The organism is Alishewanella sp. HL-SH05 (assembly GCF_052655985.1).
In genome coordinates, this window is record NZ_CP199753.1 from 417,965 (window position 1) to 437,998 (window position 20,034).

Below are 20,034 nucleotides of genomic sequence, written 5' to 3' on the forward strand. Positions count from 1 at the left end.
TTTATTTTTAGGAAAGACAACAATGCCAAAGTTAAGATCTGCAACTGTTACCGAAGGACGTAATATGGCTGGCGCCAGAGCATTATGGCGCGCTACAGGTGTGAAAGACACCGATTTTGGTAAGCCCATCGTCGCGGTAGTGAACTCTTTTGTCGAATTTGTACCAGGCCATGTGCATTTACGCGATTTAGGTAAATTGGTTGCCAGCAGCATTGAAGAATCGGGCGGTATTGCCAAAGAATTCAATACCATAGCGGTGGATGACGGTATTGCTATGGGGCATGGTGGCATGTTGTACAGCTTACCCTCGCGTGAGCTAATCGCCGATTCTGTTGAATACATGATTAACGCGCACTGTGCCGATGCCATGGTGTGTATTTCGAACTGCGATAAAATTACGCCCGGCATGTTAATGGCCGCGATGCGCTTAAATATTCCAGTGATCTTTGTGTCTGGCGGGCCGATGGAAGCCGGTAAAACCAAGTTATCTGATCAAATTATCAAATTGGATTTAGTGGATGCCATGGTCTCTGCGGCCGATCCCAACGTCAGCGACAGTGATAGCGCTGAAATTGAACGCAGTGCCTGCCCAACCTGTGGCAGTTGTTCGGGTATGTTTACCGCGAATTCAATGAATTGCTTGGTAGAAGCTTTAGGCTTAGGTCAGCCGGGTAATGGTTCGTTATTAGCTACGCACGCTGATCGTAAAGAATTATTTGTGCAAGCCGGTTTCCGGATTATGGAATTGTGTAATCGCTGGTATAAACAAGATGATGCCAGTGCTTTACCGCGTAATATCGCCAATAAAGCGGCTTTTGAAAACGCCATGATGCTGGATATAGCTATGGGCGGTTCTACCAATACTGTTTTGCATTTATTAGCTGCGGCCATTGAAGCCGAAGTAGATTTTGGCATGGCGGATATTGATCGTTTGTCTCGCATCGTGCCACACCTTTGTAAGGTGGCACCTTCTACTCAAAAATACCATATGGAAGATGTGCATCGTGCCGGTGGGGTTATTGCTATTTTGGCAGAGTTAAATCGTGCCGGTTTACTTAATCCGAATGTACCGCATGTGGCGGGTAAAGATTTAGCCGATGTATTAGCGCAGTGGGATATTGCTTCTACCGCGCATGCGGAAGCGAAACAAATGTATTTAGCCGGCCCAGCCGGTATTCGCACGACTAAAGCCTTTTCGCAAAGTTGCCGTTACCCCAGTTTAGATGATGATCGGGTTGATGGCTGTATTCGCAGTAAAGAGCATGCTTACTCACAAGACGGCGGCTTAGCAGTGTTGTTTGGCAACTTAGCGCCTAATGGTTGTATCGTTAAAACCGCCGGCGTAGAGAAAGAAAACTTAGTGTTTACTGGCCGTGCTCGGATCTTTGAAAGCCAAGATGATGCGGTGGCCGCCATTTTAGGTGGCAAAGTGGTGGCCGGTGATGCGGTGATTATTCGCTACGAAGGCCCGAAAGGTGGCCCGGGTATGCAAGAAATGTTGTACCCAACCAGTTATTTAAAATCGATGGGTTTAGGTAAAGCGTGTGCTTTGATTACGGATGGTCGTTTTTCTGGCGGTACCTCGGGTTTATCTATTGGTCATGTGTCGCCAGAAGCGGCCAGTGGTGGGGTGATTGCCTTGGTGGTAGAGGGTGATCGGGTTGAGATTGATATTCCGAATCGCAAAATTGGTATTGCAGTGAGTGATGAGGAGCTAGCATCACGGCGTGCGGCTATGCAGGCAAAAGGTAAGCTGGCGTGGAAGCCTGAAAATCGGCAGCGCGTAGTAAGCAGTGCTTTAAAAGCCTATGCGCTATTAGCAAGCAGTGCCGATAAGGGCGCCGTGCGCGATGTTTCTAAGTTAGAAGACTAACAGGGATAGCGTAAATTTAGCAGCGAAGACCAGGCACGGTTAAGCAAGGCGTCTCCGGCATGGAGGCCGGAGAGGAGCCTACAGGGAAGTATTTACGGCGTCCTTGCTTAATTGTGGCTGGTTGCAGCTTTACACGCGATATAGGTTGTAAAAGATGGGAGTCACAATGAATAATCTGGCAACAGTCCACCCCGAGCAAACGGATGCCGAAGTGATGCAACAGTATCTGCGGGAGATTTTGTTATCGCCGGTTTATCAAGCTGCGGTTGAAACTCCGTTAGATGACATGGCCAAGCTCAGTAAACGCTTGGGGCATCAGGTATTATTAAAGCGCGAAGATAAACAGCCGGTTTACTCTTTTAAAGTGCGTGGGGCTTTTCATAAGCTACATAAAGTAAAACAACAGCATCCTACTGCTGCCGTGATCTGCGCCTCTGCCGGAAATCACGCACAGGGTGTGGCGTTATCGGCCAGTAAACTCGGCTTAAAAGCCACTATTGTTATGCCAATTACCACGCCTGAAATCAAAGTGGCGGCGGTCAAAGCCTTGGGCGGTAATGTGGTGCTGCACGGCACGGCCTTTGATGAAGCTAACAGTTTTGCGATTGCTAAAGCCAGAGACGAAGGCGCTATTTATATTCCGCCGTTTGATGATGCCGATGTTATAGCTGGGCAGGGTACGGTAGCAAAAGAGTTATTAAGCCAAAATAATCAATTGAATGCCGTGTTTATTCCCGTGGGTGGTGGTGGTTTGATGGCGGGGATGGCGGTGTATATCAAAGCTATTCAGCCACATATTAAAGTGATCGGTGTTGAGCCTGAAGATGCGGCGTGCTTAAAAGCAGCTATGATCGCGGGTGAGCCGGTGACTTTGGCGCGAGTAGGTTTATTCGCAGATGGTGTGGCCGTAAAACGGATTGGTACTGAGAACTTTAATGTCGCTAAACGCTTTTGTGATGAAGTGATCACCGTGACTAGTGACGAAATGTGCGCGGCCATCAAAGATATTTTCGATGATTTACGTGCAGTGGCTGAACCTGCTGGCGCTCTAGCCTTAGCCGGGTTAAAAAAATACAGCCAACGTTTAGCTAATAGTACGCTGGAAAAACCACAGCATTATGCGGCGGTGCTCAGTGGCGCTAATTTAAATTTTGATACTTTGCGCTATGTATCTGAGCGCTGTGAACTTGGTGAGAAAAAAGAAGCGGTATTTGCCGTTACTATACCTGAAGAAAAAGGCAGCTTTCGGCGTTTTTGCCAAACCCTTGGTGGTCGTGCCATCACTGAATTTAACTATCGTTATGCTAGCGATCGTAAAGCGCATATCTTTGTTGGCATCAAGCTGCGGCACGGTGAGCAAGAGCTGGCGACAGTAAAAACATTACTCAGTGATGCCGGTTATCAATATTTAGACCTCTCTGATGACGAGCTGGCCAAGCTGCATGTCCGGCATATGGTCGGCGGTATGCCGCCACGAGCCATTACTGAACAGGTGTATCAGTTTAATTTCCCTGAATATCCCGGCGCGTTAATGAACTTTCTTAACACATTAGGCGAAGATTGGAATATCAGCTTATTCCATTATCGTAACCATGGTGCCGCCATGGGGGATGTGTTGGCCGGTTTTGAAGTGGCTGAGCATAGCGATATTGCCAGTTACTTAGATAAGCTGGGTTATCAGTATCAATTGGTTAGCAATAATCAGAGTTACCAAACTTTCTTAACCGCAGGCGAATAGTGGCGGTTCTTGCTTGAGTTGAATAGTAGGGAACTTACAGCTTGGGTTGCTGCCTAAGCCTGCAGTGACACTTTGGACGTTTTTCTTGTTGGTTTTTAAAGGGGAGTACCACTATGAGTAAATCAGCGACAAGCGAGCATGGTCGCGGAGAGATCCGTGATAATGCGTTAAAAGCTTTAGTGACCAGTAAGTTGTTTCAAACTAGGGTGGTTAAGGCGAAAAAGGGCAAAGGTTCCTACAACCGCAAAGGGCGTAATTCACAAGATTACGCCCTTGTTGTTTCTAACGCCTCGCACTGATTGCTTTGCATCGCCGCCTACTTATCTTCTGTGAGTACTTCTGCTTTATTTAACTTTTCTGAGCATTAACCCTGTTGTATCTGGCCTAGCGCCCTCTTTTATTAACGCTTTTACGTAAAGTATTAAGCCCGTCGTTAGTCGGTAGGGTGGCGTTGTGTTTACAAGTCGGCGTGGTGTCGTTTAAACCATAGGTTTGTAATTCATAATCATTAAAATCAAATATTTAAAAATTTAAACCATAGAGATAATAATGCTTGGTTGTTTCGCTTTAAACATTTATGAATGTAATTACACTTTTTAAACTGTAATAAAATTACATTTGGTCGGCTTGAAAAGCATTGGTCATCTAAAAGTTGTGGCCTCCATGAGTGTTACATTTTATTTACGATCGATGTTTGAGCTTGATAGTATCTAGTTTTATTTAGGATAGTAATAATAGATTTTTGACAAAAAGAAATAATGCGTATTTCGGTTTGTCCGGACACTTGTTCCGGTTTCATCAGGCCAGGTGTTGTAAAGGATCACCCTAAATTACCACCTGTTTCACTTTAAAAGGACCATTGGTTGCAATTTGTATAGCTCATAACTTTCACAATCAAGGACCATTAATTGTAGCATTAATTCAAATATCAAAGACTGCTTTGAGCGAAAAGCAGACATTGAGAAAACGTTATTTTGATAAAGAGTAAGCACCACGACGGGTAGTGAAGTGCTTACCCTTAGTGATATTAAAATGCGTTACTTGTCTTCACATCTAACACGCGGCCGCTACTTGATACTTTGAAGAACAAGGTTTTATCACCGTTTTTACCACTAACAACATAGTAGCCGTCTTCAATACTGACCACAGAAAATTGCTCGGCTGAGACTGCTTTCCATGATTCATCAAGCTTGCCTGCTTCAAAACCCATATCTTTGAACGTCATCTGCTTTACCGATTTTAACGCAACGCTAACCGCTTGTTGGCCGCTGATTTCATCATGATCATGGTCGCTGTGCGCCATAACATTCACGCTCAGTAACACACTACACAGTGTCAGTGCAGATAATAATTTAGTCATCATAGTCTCCTGTTTTTCATCAATTATTGTTTTAAACCAGTTACTTCATATTCACCCTTTACCATCAGTTGTACGGCAATAGGTTTGTCGCTTTTATTCTTCCAATACCAACCATGTGAGCCAGTAAACGGCGCGGTAAAACTGCCTTTCACTTCACTGTTGGTTGCTATGGTATAGCTTTCGAAATAGCCGGTGGTATCGCCCTCCGGCTCGCCGTGCAGGTCGTAGTAAAGCGGCTTGCCATCGGTCATCCACTCAAAGGTCATTTTGGCGTATTGTGCCATGGCAAATTTGTACTCCACACCGCGCCCGGCCGGAATGCTAATTTCTATGGTTTGAAACTCATTGCTACCTGAGCTTGCTACCGGGGCTGCGGCTGTTTCTGTTTGTGACGCCTGCGCAATTTTTGTCAGCCCCAGTTTTTGGCCTATACCGGTTGGGTCAAGGTTGTATTCGGCTGGTAAAATCAAGGTTACCAGCACAATCACGCCAACCACGATAGCCGCCAGGCTGGCTTTAACTAATGTTTTGCTACTTACTGTATGTTGCATAATATTCCCGATAAAACGTTGTTAGTTAACAAAATAACCTGTCAGCTGATACCCCATCAGCATTACGCCAGCACTCATTAATGCCGTATTGGTCAAAGTGGAGAAACGTTGGAAAGAAGGCCAATTGCGCCAGGCGTTTATCACAATCAGAATAAGCGCTAACGCTGCAAACTGGCCCAGTTCCACGCCAATATTAAAAGCAACCAGATTGGTTAATAGCCCATCCGCCGGTAATTGGAATTCCTGCAGTTTGGTCGCCAGGCCAAAGCCATGAAACAAACCAAAAATCAGCACCGCCCATTGCGTATTCGGCTGCCAGTTAAAGCAGCGTTTGAAGCCGCCTAAGTTGTCAAAGCCCTTATAAATCACCGATAAACCGATAATGGCATCTATCAGATAGGCATTAACCTGAATATCGCTTAGCACACCAAATAGCAGCGTAGTACTGTGGCCAATAGTAAACATGGTGACGTACAGCAATACATCACGGCTGCGGTACAGGAAGAAGATCACACCAAGCAGAAACAGTAAATGGTCGTAACCGGTGATCATATGCTTGGCACCGATATATAAAAACGGCACAAACTGCACACCCTGATTTTGCTCTAGGAAAGCGCGGGTGCTGTCATCTACGCCATGGGCAATAGCCTCAACGCTGATAAGTGCCAATACAGCAAACAGCAGATGCAGGCTGACGCTAATAATTTTATTTGCCATCAGCTGACTCCAGAACTTCTACGTCGGTCAAAATTGACTCCCTTTCTTTATGTAAAATGCGATACAACGCTGGGATAACAAACAGTGTCAGTAAGGTGGATGAGATAATGCCGCCAATAACGACCGTTGCCAGTGGCCGCTGCACTTCAGAGCCGATACCGGTATTCAATGCCATTGGGATAAAGCCCAGTGATGCGACTAGCGCGGTGGTTAATACTGGCCGTAAACGGGTAAGCGCACCATCGAAAATCGCTTGATTAAGCTTAATCCCTTCTTTACGCAGTTCACGGATAAAGGACACCATCACCAGACCGTTCAAGATAGCGATGCCGGACAACGCAATAAAGCCGACCGCAGCTGAGATAGAAAACGGAATGTCCCTTAGCAGCAGCGCAGCGATACCACCGGTTAACGCCAGCGGTACACCGGTGAAGATGATCATCGCATCTTTAAATGAGCTCAGTGCCAGCATCAACAGGCCTATAATCATCAACAGTGTCACCGGCACGACTATGCTAAGGCGCTGCGAGGCAGATTGCAGTTTCTGATAAGTACCACCGTATTCCAGCCAGTAACCAGATGGCAGCTCGACTTTATCGTTTACGGCTTGCTGAATATCCGTGACAAAGCTGCCTAAGTCACGGCCGCGCACGTTGGCGGTAACTACTACCCGGCGTTTACCATTTTCACGGTTGATCTGGTTAGCTCCTGATACCCTCTCAAGTGACACCAACTCTTTTAGCGGCACACTGTGACCATCAGGCAAGCTGATCGGAAGATAACTCAGCGCGTCCACATCCTGCCGCCTGGCTTCGCCTAAACGCACCACTATGTCTGAGCGTATATCGCCGGAATAAAACTTACCGGCCACCGTCCCACCCATCGCCGTGGCGACCTGCGCTTGCACCTGCACCAGACTGATACCGTGCTGCATCAGTTTTTGCCGGTTAGGAATAATATTCAATAGCGGCAAACCAGTTGTTTGCTCAACTTGCACATCAGCAATCCCCTCAACCTGAGTAATAGCTGCTTCTATTTCTTTGCCAAGCGCAGCGAGGCTGTCGAAATCATCACCAAACACTTTTATTGCCAACTCTGCTCGTACACCTGCTAACAGTTCGTTAAAGCGCATCTGAATGGGTTGCAAAAACTCATAGCGGTTGCCAGGAATAGGTTCGACCAACGCCGCAAGCTCTTGTACGACTTGCTCTTTAGTTTTGTCCGGATCAGGCCACTGCTCACGCGGTTTTAAGATAATAAAGTTATCGGCCACACTGGGTGGTACTGCATCTGTCGCCACATCGGCGGTGCCAATCTTCGCAAATACCCGTTCAACCTCGGGCATCTGTTTAATTTTATTCTCCAGCATTTCCTGTAGCGCGATTGCCTGAGTTAACGAGGTGCCAGGGATACGCAGTGCGTGCATAGCGATATCGCCTTCATCCAGATTTGGTGCGAATTCACTGCCTAATTTTGTCGCCTGATAGCCAAACAACACAACCAATACTGTCGCGGCCAACACAACCAGATAGCGACCTTTTAGCACCCAGCTTAACGCGGGCCGGTATAACGCTGATGCACCACGCATAATAGCGTTGTGTTTTTCCTGCACCGGCTTTTTAAACAGTAGTGCCACCATAGCCGGCACAAAGGTGACCGACAGCAACATTGCACTTAATAAGGCGATAACGACAGTGATGGCCATAGGGTGGAACATTTTGCCCTCGACGCCTTCGAGCGCAAATATCGGCAGGTAAACTGCAGTGATAATAAACACCCCAAATAGCGCAGGCCGGATCACTTCTCGCGTGGCTTCAAATACTAATTCCATCCGTGTTTTAAGTGGCAGCGGATTAGTGCCAGCCTGACTTAAGCGGCGTAAGCAGTTTTCGACAATAATAATGGCACCATCAACCAGCAAGCCAAAATCCAGTGCACCCAGGCTCATCAGGTTGGCGCTGACACGGGTTTGCACCATACCGGTCACCGTCATCAGCATGGCAAATGGGATCACCAGTGCGGTAAGAAAGGCAGCGCGAAAATTGCCCAGCAACACAAACAGCACCACAATAACGAGGAGCGCCCCTTCCAGCAGGTTGGTTTGGACCGTTTGTAACGTTTTATCCACTAGCTTGGTTCGATCATAAACTGCTGTGGCAATAATTCCTTGCGGTAAAGTAGCATTAATTTCTTTCAGTTTTTCACCGACGGCATAAGCGACGGTACGGCTGTTTTCACCAATCAACATAAACACCGTGCTCATTACCACTTCACGGCCATTCTGTGTGGCAGCACCGGTGCGCAGGCCATGGCCATTTTCAATGTCAGCGACATCTTTGATGGTTATGGCTGAGCCGTCAGTGGCTTTAAGCGGTATAGCGCCGATCGCAGCTAAATCTTCAGCCTGCCCTGGCATACGCAGCAGCCACTGTGCGCCACTTTGCTCAATAAAGCCCGCGCCCTGGTTTTGATTGTTATTGGCAATCGCATCCACCACATCGGCCTGGGTAATGCCATAGGCCAGCAGTTTCTCCGGCTTAAACGCTACCAGTATTTCGCGCTCAAAGCCGCCAATCGGGTTAACTTCCACCACCCCTGGCACCCGCATCAGCTGCGGCCGGATAGTCCAGTCGTGTACGGTACGTAAATCCATTGGTGTAATCGGTGTACCATCGGCATGGGTCGCACCGGGCAGCGCATCGACGGTGAACATAAAAATCTCACCTAAACCCGTTGCTATTGGCCCAAGCTGAGGCTCCAGCCCGGCAGGCAGCTCGGCGCGCGCCGCTGACAGACGTTCGTTTACCAGCTGACGGGCAAAATAGATATCGGTATCGTCATTAAAAATAGCGACGACTTGCGACAAGCCATAACGTGACACCGAGCGGGTATACGTCAGCCCCGGCAAGCCTGACAGCGCCGTTTCCAGTGGAAAAGTCACCCGTTGTTCTACTTCAAGCGGGGTGTAACCGGCCGCTTCGGTATTAATCATTACCTGAACATTAGTAATATCAGGCACCGCATCAATCGGTAACTTGGTAAAATTCCATACACCCAGCGCAGCAACCGCCAGTACCATCAGCAGTACCAGCATTTTGCGCTTTATGGAAAAGTGTAAAATCGACTCCAACATGCTTTGGGCTCCTAGTGATCGTGTGATGCGCCAGATTTTTCAACATCGGCTTTTAAAATGAAGCTGTTTTCAGTGACGTACTCGGTGCCAGGCAACAAACCACCTAACACCTCAACCCATTCACTGTCTTCACGACCCAGCTCCAGCATACGCACTTCATATTGCTCACCAACTTTGGCAAACACTACGGTAAAGTCACGAAAACCTTGTAAGCCAACACGCTTAACGGCTAATGGCACCTCAAAGCTGGCGATTTCAATTTGCGCATTAACAAAACTACCTGCGGTTAAATCGCCGTTTTCGTTGCTCACGTTCACCCAGGCAATACGGGCCTGATCATCGCGCACCTTAGGCTCGATGAACTCAATGTTGCCACTGTATGCGTGGCTATGGCCTTCCAGCTGAAAGGTAACCGGCGCACCGAGTTTCACTTTGGCAAAGTCGCCTGGATACACTGCGAGCTTCGCCAGATAATGAGTTGAATCGGTTAGGGTAAGTAAGGTGCGGCCTGATGTTTGTTCACCGCCATTGGCTAGCTGCGCTGTCACGACGCCATCGATTGGTGCTTTAATCTGATAAGACCTTAAGCTCTCATTGCTCTCAATAGTGAACAGTGTCTGGCCTTTGCTTACCTTGTCGCCCAGTGCCACATGCAATCGGGTAATTTCACCGTCAAAACGGGCGGCAATATGGCGTTCAGCCCCAGCGGGTAGCGAAAGGCTGCCATAAGCGGGAATGGTTTGATGCAGCGCAGCCGGGCCAGCGGTCTCAGTTTGAATGTCCATCGCATCAGCGACAGCTTGTTCAATGCTGGTGCGCCCCTCAAAGTTGTCATATTGCCAGCGATAGCTTTTGCCCTGATGTTTGGCGGTAATAGTGACCACAAAGGAGTGCGGCTCGTAAATTTCCATATCGCCACGCAAAAAGTCGTTTTGAGCGAAGAAATTGATATCATCAACCACGTTACCTAAACGGGTCAGTTTTACATTTAAATCAACGGTTTTTGGGTCAAGCGCTTTACCATCCTGCGTCAGCCAAACGCGGAACTCCGGGGGGACACCGGTTTCAAAAATCGCCAGCTCCAGGGCAAAACTGCCATCGCGCAACATTCGTCCATTATGCGGGCCTTTTTCCACTTCATCCTGAGTTGCTGCGGGTGCAGATTCAGCTATTACCAACAGAGGTGTAATAGCTGTGCTTAGTACGCTTATGTTTAGCGCTACGGCCAAACTTAATGACAATATAGAGTTATTATGTTTCATTGGTGGTCTCGCTGAGCAATAGCAGTGCCGGTCAGGCGCTGAATTTCAATATGTTGTAAATGTAGGCTTTCAAATGCCTCCAATAACTGGCTTTGTGCGCTGAGTAACTCTGCACGCACACTACTGTATTGGATATAACTAAGTTGGCCTTTTTCAAAAGCCGAGAACGCTTCGATCATTGCCATCTCCAATGTGGGTACAATGTCATTACGCACTGTTTCGATTACATGCTGCGAGTGCGCCATCTCCTGCAGTAACACATACAGCTGCGCATCCATCGCCTGCATCAGCGCGGCTTGCTGATTAGCCAGTACGTTTTGCTGTGCCTGCAGTGCCGCAATAGTACCGGCGTTGCGATTTTCACCGCCCCAGGGAATGGTCACACCGGCAACTAAGCCGAAATCGTCAGAGGCCTCATAACGGCGAATACCAGTGCTAAATTGCCATTGCGGTTTCGCTTCAATGCGGGCGAGCTCCATTTGCGATTGGGCAATACGCTGGGCATTGGCAAACTGCTGCAGTAGCGGATTTTGTTTTAACAGTGCAAGTTGCTGCTCAACGGAAGGTACTGCCGGGGTTTGCAGTAAGTCGCCGCTTAACTGATAAGCCGTGCCGGGTTTACCCCACAACGCGGCCAGCTGATACTGACTGGCTGTCAGCTCATGTTCGATGTCTTCTACCGCCAGCTCGCGCCGTGTCAGTTCAGCTTTGGCTAGCTGCAATTCAATAACCGAGCTCTTGCCGGCATTAGTGCGTTTGGTAATCGCTTCCACCATATCACGAGCTTGCAATGCAGCTTGTTGATTTAACTTTAGTCGCTGTTGTTTAACCAAAATGCTAATAAATTGCCTGGCTACAGCAGCAGATAAATCCAAAGCCTTAATCTGCTGTTCCAATGCCAAATTACTGGCTTCAGTTTTTGCAGCGCTGACACGGCTACCCAAGAGCTCATGTTGCAAAACCCAAGAAAACGTCAGCGTGGATTGCATACTTTTAAGGCCGCTTTGCTGCCCCGTGCCCATAGCATCTTCCAATGTCAAGCCAACTTGCGGCCGCTCAGCAATACCTGCCTGCTGAATACGTCCCTGCCATACTGCCTGTTGCGACATTAACGCCTGCAAGTCAGGGTGCTGCTGTAATGTCAGGCTAACAGCGTCAGATAAGCTGATAACCGGAGCGGGTCGACTGCTGGTCGCCGATACCGACAGGCTAAAACTAAGCCCCAGCAACAGGGCTAAAAACCGACAGCCAATCGGTTTTTTTGTTGTGTGTTTATATGGCAATTCTTTCATTCCCACTCCTTAATTAATGGGTTAAAAAGGTTTCAATAATGTGGTGCAAACTGTCTACGACAGACGAAGTCAACAATGCTACTGAAGCCAACATCAGGAATGAGATCCCCAACGCAAGCCAAGAAGACGGTAACATGGGATTAAGCAAGCGATGAACTCGTACACTAGTTTGATCGTTACCAAAATGGCTAGTTTGTATGCCGTGACAGCCAACTCTGTTTATCTGCTCACTTTCAACTCGCTGCATGCGTGCAACATTAACAAGAGTTTGAGCAACGTCGAGATTATCGTAAGTTGCCGTCACTGAATAATCAGCCATCTGTTCAGTGAGTAAAGTGAAATGCTCTATTAGTTTCCGCTTAGTAACAACAGGAAAAAAGCATGCCAAGGCTGAAAATATCGCTTTATATAAAGGATCGCGGCTTTCAACATGAGCCAATTCATGCCGGACAATAATATCCAGTTCCTGTTGATTTATGTGGTCTAGCAACGCCGTAGTTAAATAAATTTTCGGCGATAGCAACCCCGCAGTGAAAGCAGCAGGCGCTTTGAAAGGCAGTGAGTAATATACCACCAGGCTCTCCGTTACAGTTGGAGTCGCGTTCGTAAAATCAATCAAGTTGGACATAGCAACAGACTGTTGTAGACCATCTTTAACTGTGCTCCCAAACCGATAAAATAAATAAACAAAAGCCGCGAACAATGTGAATGAGTGCCAGCTGGTAAAATTAAACACATCAATGTGATGCCAATGGGCAAAATCAAGCAACCAAGTAGTACTGCTATTCTCCTCTTGCCCAGGTACAAATAAGGTAAGGCAGCCAAAGGCAATCCACCAAGGCGCACTAACCTGTACCCATAAAACTAATTTGCGTAACTTGAAGCTAAATTGCTCAGAACGATCAAGAATAAAACTCGTTACAATAGTGATAAAAACAACACTAACTGCGAACGTTAGAACACCGATGCTTAATAAGTTCAGGACTACAGCGACATCGCCAAATAACATTCTGTGCTAGATCCCTTTTCTAAGCTGACGCTGCTGCTCGATCAACTGCTCTAGCTTATCAAGCTGAGAGTCATCAAGATTAGATGATGCTGAACTAAAAGCAGCAATCAAACTGTGTTCACCCTCATCTACAAAATCACTGGTGACATTACTTATTAACTTGGCAACCAACGCATCTCTGTCCACTTTAGCGAAATAAAAATACGCGTGGCCTTGTTTGGTCCTGTTAAGTAAATCCTTTTTAAATAAACGGTCTAAAGTGCTTTGAATCGTATTTAGTGAAATACCACGAGTCAGACCAAGTACAGCATGCACTTGTTTCACATCAGCCTCTTGAGTATTCCACAGATACTGCAGCACTTGTTTCTCTAATTCACCTAATTGCATAAAACATTTCTCTTTTCACACCGAAGATCATTGTGGCAGAATAAAAACCGATGCGCAATCGGTTTTTATTGAGTTTTTAAGGGGGACCTTTTATGGGCTGGCTAATTACCAAGTATTTACTCACAGCAGCAGTTATCGTCGCAGCGTCTGAATTAGCAAAACGCAGTGACAAACTCGGAGCATTAATTGTCGCGTTACCGCTGGTTACTATTATGGCGATGGTCTGGCTGTATATCGAAAAGCAACCAATTGAAAAAATTGCTAATCACGCTTGGTATACTTTCTGGTATGTGATGCCAACCTTGCCGATGTTCCTGATATTTCCAACGTTATTACACCGGTTTGGTTTCTGGCCTGCATTGCTGATTAGCGCCTGTATAACAATCATTTGTTTTGGGATATTTGCAGTAATAGTCAGAGCATTTGGGATCAATCTAATCCCCTGAGTATTAATTTAACCATACTGTATAACCGTTGTGTGCAATTTTTGTTCTTTACCAATGTCCGCTTATGGCACAGGCTGTGTGAAAACTGCTGATCACCTTTTGGTCTAAGTAGCAGGTTTTTATGATCAATTATTCTTAATAAAACGCCCCAAGCCAACTGCTTGTTTACTAAAATTAATAGCATACGAAGCAATAGTAAGTGTGCTGATATGACCCACCATATAAAAGGCTCAGGCAGACATCAAGTAACATTGTTTCCTGAGGCACTGGATGATTTTGTTATTGAAAATAACCCTGTCCGAGTAATCGACATCTTTGTTGATGGTCTGCAACTTGCTTCTCTCGGCTTCGAAAATATTAATCCAAAACAGACTGGGCGGCCTGGGTATCACCCGGCCACCATGCTTAAACTGTATATTTATGGATATCTGAATCGTATCCAGTCTTCCCGCAGATTAGAAAAAGAAGCGCATCGAAATGTTGAATTGATGTGGCTGCTTGAGCGATTAACCCCTGACTTTAAAACCATCGCTGATTTCAGAAAAAATAACGGTAAAGGTATTAAGAATGCTTGCCGTGCTTTCATTGACCTATGCAAGCAAATGCAAATGTTCACTGATGTGATTGTTGCCATTGACGGTAGTAAATTTAAAGCGGTAAATAGCAAATCGAATAACTACACTCCGAGCAAGGTTAAAGGCCACATCGAAAGAATTGAGCAAAGCATCAGCTTATATCTGGATAAGCTCGATGATGCCGATAAAAAGGCAGAGCTTGAAGCTAACTCAGAATTAACAGCAACAAAGTTGGCATGGCTTCAAAAGCGTTTAGAAGAGTTAAAGCAAGTGCAGCAAGCCGTAGAGCAACATCCTGATAAACAGCTGTCATTAACAGATCCTGATTCTCGGCTGATGAAAATAAACAATGTTAACCGCCAAGTTAGCTATAACGTACAGACAGCAGTAGATGCAAAGCATCATCTGATTGTTGCTCACGAGGTAACCAATATCCCTGACCGTGGCCAGCTAACGACTGTGACCAAATTAGCGCAAGAGGCAGTGGGTAAGACTGATATTACTGTTCTTGCCGACAAAGGGTATTACAGCCGGAGTGATATTAAAGCGGCTCAGGACTTAGGAGCCGTAGCCTTAGTTCCAAAAGGTGATACCTCTGGAGCTGACCGCAAAGGGCTTTATAACCTCGCACTGTTTAAATATAACCAGGAAAAAGACATCTACATTTGTCCTGCGGGTAACGAGCTTCAGAATCGGTTTACCACCGTTGAAGATGGCTTAGAATTGCAAATGTACTTTAATTGTATTGCTTGTAGGGATTGCAGCCAGCGCGCCAAATGCACCACGTCAAAAAGTGCAGCTAGGCGGATCCGTCGTTGGGTGCATGAATCTGAAATGGAAAACATGCAGGCTAAGTTAGATGCTGCACCACAATCAGCTACGATACGAAAGCAAACCGTGGAGCACCCGTTTGGAACGATCAAAATGTGGATGGGTGCGACTCACTTCTTGATGCGACGATTTACCAATGTAAGCACTGAAATCAGCTTACACATACTGGCATATAACCTGAAACGGATGATATCGATTTGGGGCGTTGAGGGATTGAAAATTAAGCTAAAGGAGCTTTATGAATAGTGAATATTATTGCGTATAAGCCATTGTCAGTCACAAAGACCACTTGGGTATGTCGATTTAGTCAAAGCCAAATCCCCATAGAACAAAATTAAACTTTAGTTAGCCAAGTTGAGCGAAATTCTATTGCTGCTATGGAATAACTTGGTGGCAAAGCAGAAATTTTGAGTTTTTACACAGCCTGGGCACTCAGTGACGATTCAAATAGCAATTAGGCACTGAATTACTCGTTGAGTTTATGATGAATATCTTCATACTCTTCGATCATCTTTGCCAAGATATCAAACTTATCACCCTCAGGCGTGCCCGGCTCAGCTTCAAGAAGCTGTTCAATTGCTTCTAAAGCCGCTTCATGTTCGTGTTCGTTATTTATAGCTTGGTTCATTTTCATCTTATTACCTAATGATACTCAGTGGGACCGCCCGCCTGGCGTCCGCTATTACTCAGCAGCTTCAAGACTTACCACACGCGTTAAATTTCCTGCAGCTGATAATTGTTCGTCAGTTAATGTCTGGTCGCTATACTTTGTCATACTGATTTTTGAACAATCTTTATTCATCACACAAACCAATATATCCCCTATGGCAAAGCCTAGCTCAGCACAGAGCGTATCAGGGATAGGGATAAAGTTATCTTTGATGAATTCAACGGTATAACTCATGGTATTCCTTTACGTGTAATAGCCTTAGTGTTTTACTCGGATACAGCAAGATTGGCATTGTCATATAAAAAGGCAAATCGATTCAAATGACCCTTACCGTGTTCCCGAAGGTCTTCAGAGTGTAGTGATATGCCACACTTTAATCCAATAAATACAACCGCTGCTATGGTTTATTCATTAAATAAGAGAATCACTCAGTAAATTACTAAGGTTCTTGTTTTTTAACGTTGAAAAATCTATTTTTATAATTTGTTTTGTTATTTAGCGTTAAGAGGATACAAATTGACGCCATTCAAGATAGGTACTGAACCAGATCAGGGTGTGGAGCAACCAAAGGCTTGGGCAGCTGCTTTTTTTACTTCAATAGAGCATCTTGCTGACTTTGTTGATCTTTCTCCTCAGTCTCTTAAAAGGTCAGATCGCGTTAAGCAATCGAAAGTGCAAACAAGGTTAATCGAGATCCATGCACTATTGCGTCGGGTGCGACCTTGGTTTAATTCTGATCAGGCTGCATGGGCATGGTATATCGGTGAGCCGATTTTAGCTTTTGAACAATTTACGCCATCAGAGATTATTAAAAAATTTCATGGCTCAGGTATTGAGGCATTGAATGATTGGATTACAGAGCGAGAAATGGGCGGTTTCAATTAGTAGCATTTTGCTAAACTGAGGTATTTCATTATCCGCTTTTAATATCACATGTCCATTTGTTGAGCTAAAGCAGTTTCTTCAGCCAGTGCAATTAATTTATTCGATTCTAAAGGGTTTTTGTATTCCATGAGAACGGTGTAAAGAATTAAACTGAGTTATCACTGGTTTCACCAAACACTTACCACTCGCATTTAATTCTGAACTGGCATCATTCTCTGAGTTTTTGTCGCTCTCATCGAGTTTACTCAGGTACTTATTAATACTTTGTTCAACGCGTTGAATATGGTCTTTTGCTTTCTGTGGCGTAAAGTTATTCGGCTTGCTGTTTACCGCTTTGAATTTGCTTCCGTCGATAGCGACAATGACGTCAGTAAACATCTGCATCTGGCGACACAAATCGATAAATGCCTTACACGCGTTCTTAATGCCTTTGCCATTGGTTTTCCTAAAATCAGCGATGGTTTTAAAATCGGGTGTCAATCTTTCAAGTACCCACATCAGCTCAACGTTGCGATGTGTTTCTTTTTATAGCCTACGAGAAGATTGGATGCGGTTAAGATAACCATAAATATAAAGCTTCAAAAGGGTTGCTGGATGATAGCCTGGCCACCCAGTCTGTTTGGCCGTAACTCTATCAAAGCCAAGGGAGTCAAGCTGCAATCCATCTACAAAGACATCAATCACTCTGACAGGATTATCTTCTGTAACGAAGTCATCCAGTGCTTCAGGTAGTAACGTTATTTGATGTCGGCCCTGACCTTTAATATGATGAGATATAAATGCACACGTTTATAAATTTACCGATTAGTAATTTTAGTTAAACGGTTGCCACAAGGAGTGTTTTATCAAGAACGATTGATGATAAAAATCTTGTGCTTATACCAAAAAGTGATCAGCAGTTTTCACACAGCCTGAGCGAATAGCGGACATTTATGATTGAATAAGTCGCGACCCTTATGAAGTATTGGCAATATGAGATTTTTTGATCATCAAGTTAAAACTGCAAAAACAGTAGATGAAAATAAGGAAACAACAAATGCCACCACAACTCCCCATCGTATATTCTCTTGCACTCTATGTCTTTCAAGACCTTGACCTATAGCAAACGAAGCAACTGGGAAACATACACTCCTGAGGCGATTTAGACCCCAGATAGAGAACACTATTGCAGCGATCATGCCGAATCCTGCTAGGATTATTTTAACTCCATTAGCTAACTCTATTGGTTCGTTATTTGGAGTGTCAGGTATCATTATGTTGAGCAGTGCAAAAGAAAACCAGCATATAAAACCTATGATATAGAAAAATTCTAGCTTACTAATAGTTGAATACCATGGCTTTAACCCATCAATTACTTCAGTGATGTTATCCCCAAAAGATGTTATAGCTCTATCTTCCCCTGTGGCCGATATCTCTATAGGCCTATATTTACTGTCTGAGAACAAAATACGTGCCCAATTATCATTGGAGTCACTTCTTCCATAAACCTCTATTCTATTAATCTTTTTGCTTTTTGAGTTCTCAAAAGACATCAGTTCATCGAATGATTTAACTTTCCTTGCAATTGAGTCATTAAAACTAACTTCGGCAGAAACATCACCAACATTTTCTTCGAGTGATATCCAAACTTTTTTTAAATTAGCTTCTGTTATGACAAAAGCGTGTGCTCTTTCTATTCTTAACTGGGCTTCCAATATTTAAAACTCCTTTGGAACCTGACGTTCGGCTATGGGGCTCACTCGTAGCGGCCTAGCGGCTGAATGGCCTGAGGTATCCCCACAAATCGGTTTGATAAAACAAATAGTTAGGCGATAAGGGAACATTCATAGCGGTTCCTGATCTGATCTTTCGCCAAAAAAATTAACCTGAAGCACACCATGAATGTTCAAGTAATGCTCGCCGATTTTCTGTCGTTTGTCACTCCAAAAAACACCCATAAAGCTAGGAACGCTGCACTTTGTGCATCGTTGCAAAGTTTGGTGACCAACGGAAAATGCACCGTGACTGCCATCGGCCGTGGTATTCAAGGCTCTGCCACTGAAAAAAACTGTATTAAAAGAGCTGATCGGTTGCTCAGTAATATGCATTTTCAGAGCGACATTCCTCTGATTTACGCGGCGCTGACCAAAGCGTTAGTCCAAACTAAACACCCCCTTATCTTGGTTGATTGGAGTAACGCCGACACTAAAAAGCGTCATTTTATCTTACGAGCTAGCTTAGCCCTTGAAGGCCGCTCATTGACCTTGCTACAAGAGGTCAAAGGCATTGAAGATTATAACTGCCCCTTGGTACACAAAGCATTCCTACTTCGTCTTAAAGCAAGTTTGCCGACAGAGTGTAAACCCGTTATCGTCACCGACGCCGGTTTTAAAGTGCCATGGTTAAAACACATCCGTAAATTGGGCTGGCATTATATTGCGCGAGTGCGCGGTAATCAGACGTTGCAACTGACTGATTCAATCTCATTTATCAGTGTTGAGCAGCTTTACAAAAAAGCCAGAACGACACCACAGTGCCTAGGAAAAATCACATTAACGAGCAGCCAGCGCTATCCGACCACCGCCGTGTTGGTCGGAACAGGTTGGAAACGTCGAAAACGCGATAAACACAAATCATACAAAGAGCCATGGTTGTTGGTCAGTTCTTTGCCACAAACGAGTGATTACGCTGCAAAAATTGCCAAGTGTTATAACGCGAGAATGCAAATTGAAGAGAGCTTCCGTGATCAGAAGAGTCAGACATACGGGCTTGGCAGTAGCGCCCATCAGACGTATAAAAAAGAAAGGCTCAAAGCGTTGCTAGTACTAGCGGCGTTGGCTAACTGGCTTCATTACATGCTTGGGTTGGCGATTGAAATCAGTGGGAAGCATCGGACATTACAAGCGAATAGCATCACACATCGGCGGGTGTTGTCGTTTAACTATTTAGGCATGCGTTTTATGCCGCCTTGCAAGGCTAAGTCTCTGCGCGCAGGATATCCAAGCTGCTATTAGGCAGATAATGGCTTGGGCTGAAGAGTGGGATTGGAAAAATATTAAGTCGGTAAGTCGTTGATATGATTAAATAGTTTGTGGGGATCTGTCAGCTGAATGGCAGTGAAAAAATTACTCAATACTAGTTATTGGGGGTTGATCGACAATCAATTCCACATATTTAGTTAAAAAAATAAACTTCAAAAGCAACTTAAAGAAATTGGTTACTGTATCGAAGCATAAGTTAAGAGAAAACTTTAAGCCTTATTAAGAGCAGAATTATGTAAAATATAGTTTTTATAATAGAAACCACTTACTCAGTGGATTAAATTT

General features: G+C 45.1%; 17 protein-coding genes and 2 pseudogenes. 7 read left to right on the forward strand and 12 right to left on the reverse strand.

The features are described from left to right. The first annotated feature begins 22 nt into the window (after positions 1–22). The 3 genes from ilvD to ACUJFL_RS01875 all read left to right on the forward strand — a co-directional run bounded on the left by ilvD (position 23) and on the right by ACUJFL_RS01875 (position 3,910). A complete protein-coding gene (gene ilvD / locus ACUJFL_RS01865; protein ID WP_445428320.1) occupies positions 23–1,873 on the forward strand; it encodes a dihydroxy-acid dehydratase in 1,851 nt (616 codons plus the stop codon). 166 nt (positions 1,874–2,039) lie between these two features. Further along, complete coding sequence (gene ilvA / locus ACUJFL_RS01870) at positions 2,040–3,611, forward strand: threonine ammonia-lyase, biosynthetic (protein ID WP_445428321.1); 1,572 nt, start codon at positions 2,040–2,042, stop codon at positions 3,609–3,611. A 113-nt stretch (positions 3,612–3,724) separates the two neighbouring features. Continuing rightward, positions 3,725–3,910: a ribosome alternative rescue factor ArfA gene (locus ACUJFL_RS01875; protein WP_226750520.1), complete on the forward strand. Its 186-nt coding sequence runs from the start codon at positions 3,725–3,727 to the stop codon at positions 3,908–3,910. Between the two features lie 728 nt (positions 3,911–4,638). On the opposite strand, the gene ACUJFL_RS01880 is transcribed toward ACUJFL_RS01875, so the two are convergent. From ACUJFL_RS01880 to ACUJFL_RS01915, 8 genes are read right to left on the reverse strand one after another with little or no spacing between them, the layout of a single operon-like run. Continuing rightward, on the reverse strand, positions 4,639–4,971 hold the full coding sequence (locus ACUJFL_RS01880) for a DUF6488 family protein (RefSeq protein WP_445428322.1): 333 nt from the start codon (positions 4,969–4,971) through the stop codon (positions 4,639–4,641). Positions 4,972–4,994: 23 nt separating this feature from the next. Continuing rightward, positions 4,995–5,522: a hypothetical protein gene (locus tag ACUJFL_RS01885; protein WP_445428323.1), complete on the reverse strand. Its 528-nt coding sequence runs from the start codon at positions 5,520–5,522 to the stop codon at positions 4,995–4,997. A 21-nt stretch (positions 5,523–5,543) separates the two neighbouring features. Continuing rightward, positions 5,544–6,239, reverse strand: a complete 696-nt coding sequence (locus tag ACUJFL_RS01890) for a HupE/UreJ family protein (protein ID WP_445428324.1) — start codon at positions 6,237–6,239, stop codon at positions 5,544–5,546. Further along, on the reverse strand, positions 6,229–9,372 hold the full coding sequence (locus ACUJFL_RS01895) for an efflux RND transporter permease subunit (RefSeq protein WP_445428325.1): 3,144 nt from the start codon (positions 9,370–9,372) through the stop codon (positions 6,229–6,231). Before ACUJFL_RS01895 ends, ACUJFL_RS01890 begins: the two co-directional genes overlap by 11 nt. Before the next feature lie 11 nt (positions 9,373–9,383). Further along, complete coding sequence (locus ACUJFL_RS01900; RefSeq protein WP_445428326.1) at positions 9,384–10,634, reverse strand: efflux RND transporter periplasmic adaptor subunit; 1,251 nt, start codon at positions 10,632–10,634, stop codon at positions 9,384–9,386. Next, positions 10,631–11,926, reverse strand: a complete 1,296-nt coding sequence (locus ACUJFL_RS01905) for a TolC family protein (RefSeq protein ID WP_445428327.1) — start codon at positions 11,924–11,926, stop codon at positions 10,631–10,633. The genes ACUJFL_RS01900 and ACUJFL_RS01905 overlap by 4 nt, the downstream gene beginning before the upstream one ends. 13 nt (positions 11,927–11,939) lie before the next feature. Further along, positions 11,940–12,935: a M56 family metallopeptidase gene (locus tag ACUJFL_RS01910; RefSeq protein WP_217670401.1), complete on the reverse strand. Its 996-nt coding sequence runs from the start codon at positions 12,933–12,935 to the stop codon at positions 11,940–11,942. Between the two features lie 6 nt (positions 12,936–12,941). After that, positions 12,942–13,322: a BlaI/MecI/CopY family transcriptional regulator gene (locus ACUJFL_RS01915; protein ID WP_217670399.1), complete on the reverse strand. Its 381-nt coding sequence runs from the start codon at positions 13,320–13,322 to the stop codon at positions 12,942–12,944. 92 nt (positions 13,323–13,414) lie between these two features. Here ACUJFL_RS01915 and ACUJFL_RS01920 point away from each other — a divergent pair, with 92 nt between their 5' ends. After that, entirely contained in the window at positions 13,415–13,768 is a 354-nt protein-coding gene (locus ACUJFL_RS01920) for a DUF3147 family protein (RefSeq protein WP_217670397.1), read from the forward strand. 209 nt (positions 13,769–13,977) lie between these two features. Beyond that, complete coding sequence (locus ACUJFL_RS01925) at positions 13,978–15,420, forward strand: IS1182 family transposase (RefSeq protein ID WP_445425745.1); 1,443 nt, start codon at positions 13,978–13,980, stop codon at positions 15,418–15,420. 220 nt (positions 15,421–15,640) lie between these two features. Here ACUJFL_RS01925 and ACUJFL_RS01930 read toward each other — a convergent pair whose 3' ends face one another. Together ACUJFL_RS01930 and ACUJFL_RS01935 are read right to left on the reverse strand one after the other, a co-directional pair. Further along, positions 15,641–15,808, reverse strand: a complete 168-nt coding sequence (locus ACUJFL_RS01930; protein WP_445428328.1) for a hypothetical protein — start codon at positions 15,806–15,808, stop codon at positions 15,641–15,643. 48 nt (positions 15,809–15,856) lie between these two features. Further along, positions 15,857–16,078, reverse strand: coding sequence for a hypothetical protein (locus ACUJFL_RS01935; protein WP_445428329.1), 222 nt, complete (start codon positions 16,076–16,078; stop codon positions 15,857–15,859). Between the two features lie 282 nt (positions 16,079–16,360). Between ACUJFL_RS01935 and ACUJFL_RS01940 the strand changes: the two genes are divergently transcribed. After that, complete coding sequence (locus ACUJFL_RS01940) at positions 16,361–16,729, forward strand: hypothetical protein (protein ID WP_445428330.1); 369 nt, start codon at positions 16,361–16,363, stop codon at positions 16,727–16,729. Positions 16,730–16,962: 233 nt separating this feature from the next. On the opposite strand, the pseudogene ACUJFL_RS01945 reads toward ACUJFL_RS01940, so the two are convergent. Next, positions 16,963–17,506: pseudogene (locus ACUJFL_RS01945) on the reverse strand (transposase); the annotation flags it as partial. Between the two features lie 212 nt (positions 17,507–17,718). Next, positions 17,719–18,423 carry a hypothetical protein gene (locus ACUJFL_RS01950; protein ID WP_445428331.1) on the reverse strand — a complete coding sequence of 235 codons (705 nt, stop codon included), beginning with the start codon at positions 18,421–18,423 and terminating at the stop codon, positions 17,719–17,721. Positions 18,424–18,606: 183 nt separating this feature from the next. Here ACUJFL_RS01950 and ACUJFL_RS01955 point away from each other — a divergent pair. After that, a pseudogene (locus tag ACUJFL_RS01955) lies at positions 18,607–19,783 on the forward strand (IS4 family transposase). The last annotated feature ends 251 nt before the right edge of the window (positions 19,784–20,034 follow it).

What these genes read in the sequence shown, in the direction of transcription:
- ilvD (WP_445428320.1), top strand. Translation starts at nt 23, where the DNA reads ATGCCAAAGTTAAGATCTGCAACTGTTACCGAAGGACGTAATATGGCT.
- ilvA (WP_445428321.1), top strand. Translation starts at nt 2,040, where the DNA reads ATGAATAATCTGGCAACAGTCCACCCCGAGCAAACGGATGCCGAAGTG.
- ACUJFL_RS01875 (WP_226750520.1), top strand. Translation starts at nt 3,725, where the DNA reads ATGAGTAAATCAGCGACAAGCGAGCATGGTCGCGGAGAGATCCGTGAT.
- ACUJFL_RS01880 (WP_445428322.1), bottom strand. Translation starts at nt 4,971, where the DNA reads ATGACTAAATTATTATCTGCACTGACACTGTGTAGTGTGTTACTGAGC.
- ACUJFL_RS01885 (WP_445428323.1), bottom strand. Translation starts at nt 5,522, where the DNA reads ATGCAACATACAGTAAGTAGCAAAACATTAGTTAAAGCCAGCCTGGCG.
- ACUJFL_RS01890 (WP_445428324.1), bottom strand. Translation starts at nt 6,239, where the DNA reads ATGGCAAATAAAATTATTAGCGTCAGCCTGCATCTGCTGTTTGCTGTA.
- ACUJFL_RS01895 (WP_445428325.1), bottom strand. Translation starts at nt 9,372, where the DNA reads ATGTTGGAGTCGATTTTACACTTTTCCATAAAGCGCAAAATGCTGGTA.
- ACUJFL_RS01900 (WP_445428326.1), bottom strand. Translation starts at nt 10,634, where the DNA reads ATGAAACATAATAACTCTATATTGTCATTAAGTTTGGCCGTAGCGCTA.
- ACUJFL_RS01905 (WP_445428327.1), bottom strand. Translation starts at nt 11,926, where the DNA reads ATGAAAGAATTGCCATATAAACACACAACAAAAAAACCGATTGGCTGT.
- ACUJFL_RS01910 (WP_217670401.1), bottom strand. Translation starts at nt 12,935, where the DNA reads ATGTTATTTGGCGATGTCGCTGTAGTCCTGAACTTATTAAGCATCGGT.
- ACUJFL_RS01915 (WP_217670399.1), bottom strand. Translation starts at nt 13,322, where the DNA reads ATGCAATTAGGTGAATTAGAGAAACAAGTGCTGCAGTATCTGTGGAAT.
- ACUJFL_RS01920 (WP_217670397.1), top strand. Translation starts at nt 13,415, where the DNA reads ATGGGCTGGCTAATTACCAAGTATTTACTCACAGCAGCAGTTATCGTC.
- ACUJFL_RS01925 (WP_445425745.1), top strand. Translation starts at nt 13,978, where the DNA reads ATGACCCACCATATAAAAGGCTCAGGCAGACATCAAGTAACATTGTTT.
- ACUJFL_RS01930 (WP_445428328.1), bottom strand. Translation starts at nt 15,808, where the DNA reads ATGAAAATGAACCAAGCTATAAATAACGAACACGAACATGAAGCGGCT.
- ACUJFL_RS01935 (WP_445428329.1), bottom strand. Translation starts at nt 16,078, where the DNA reads ATGAGTTATACCGTTGAATTCATCAAAGATAACTTTATCCCTATCCCT.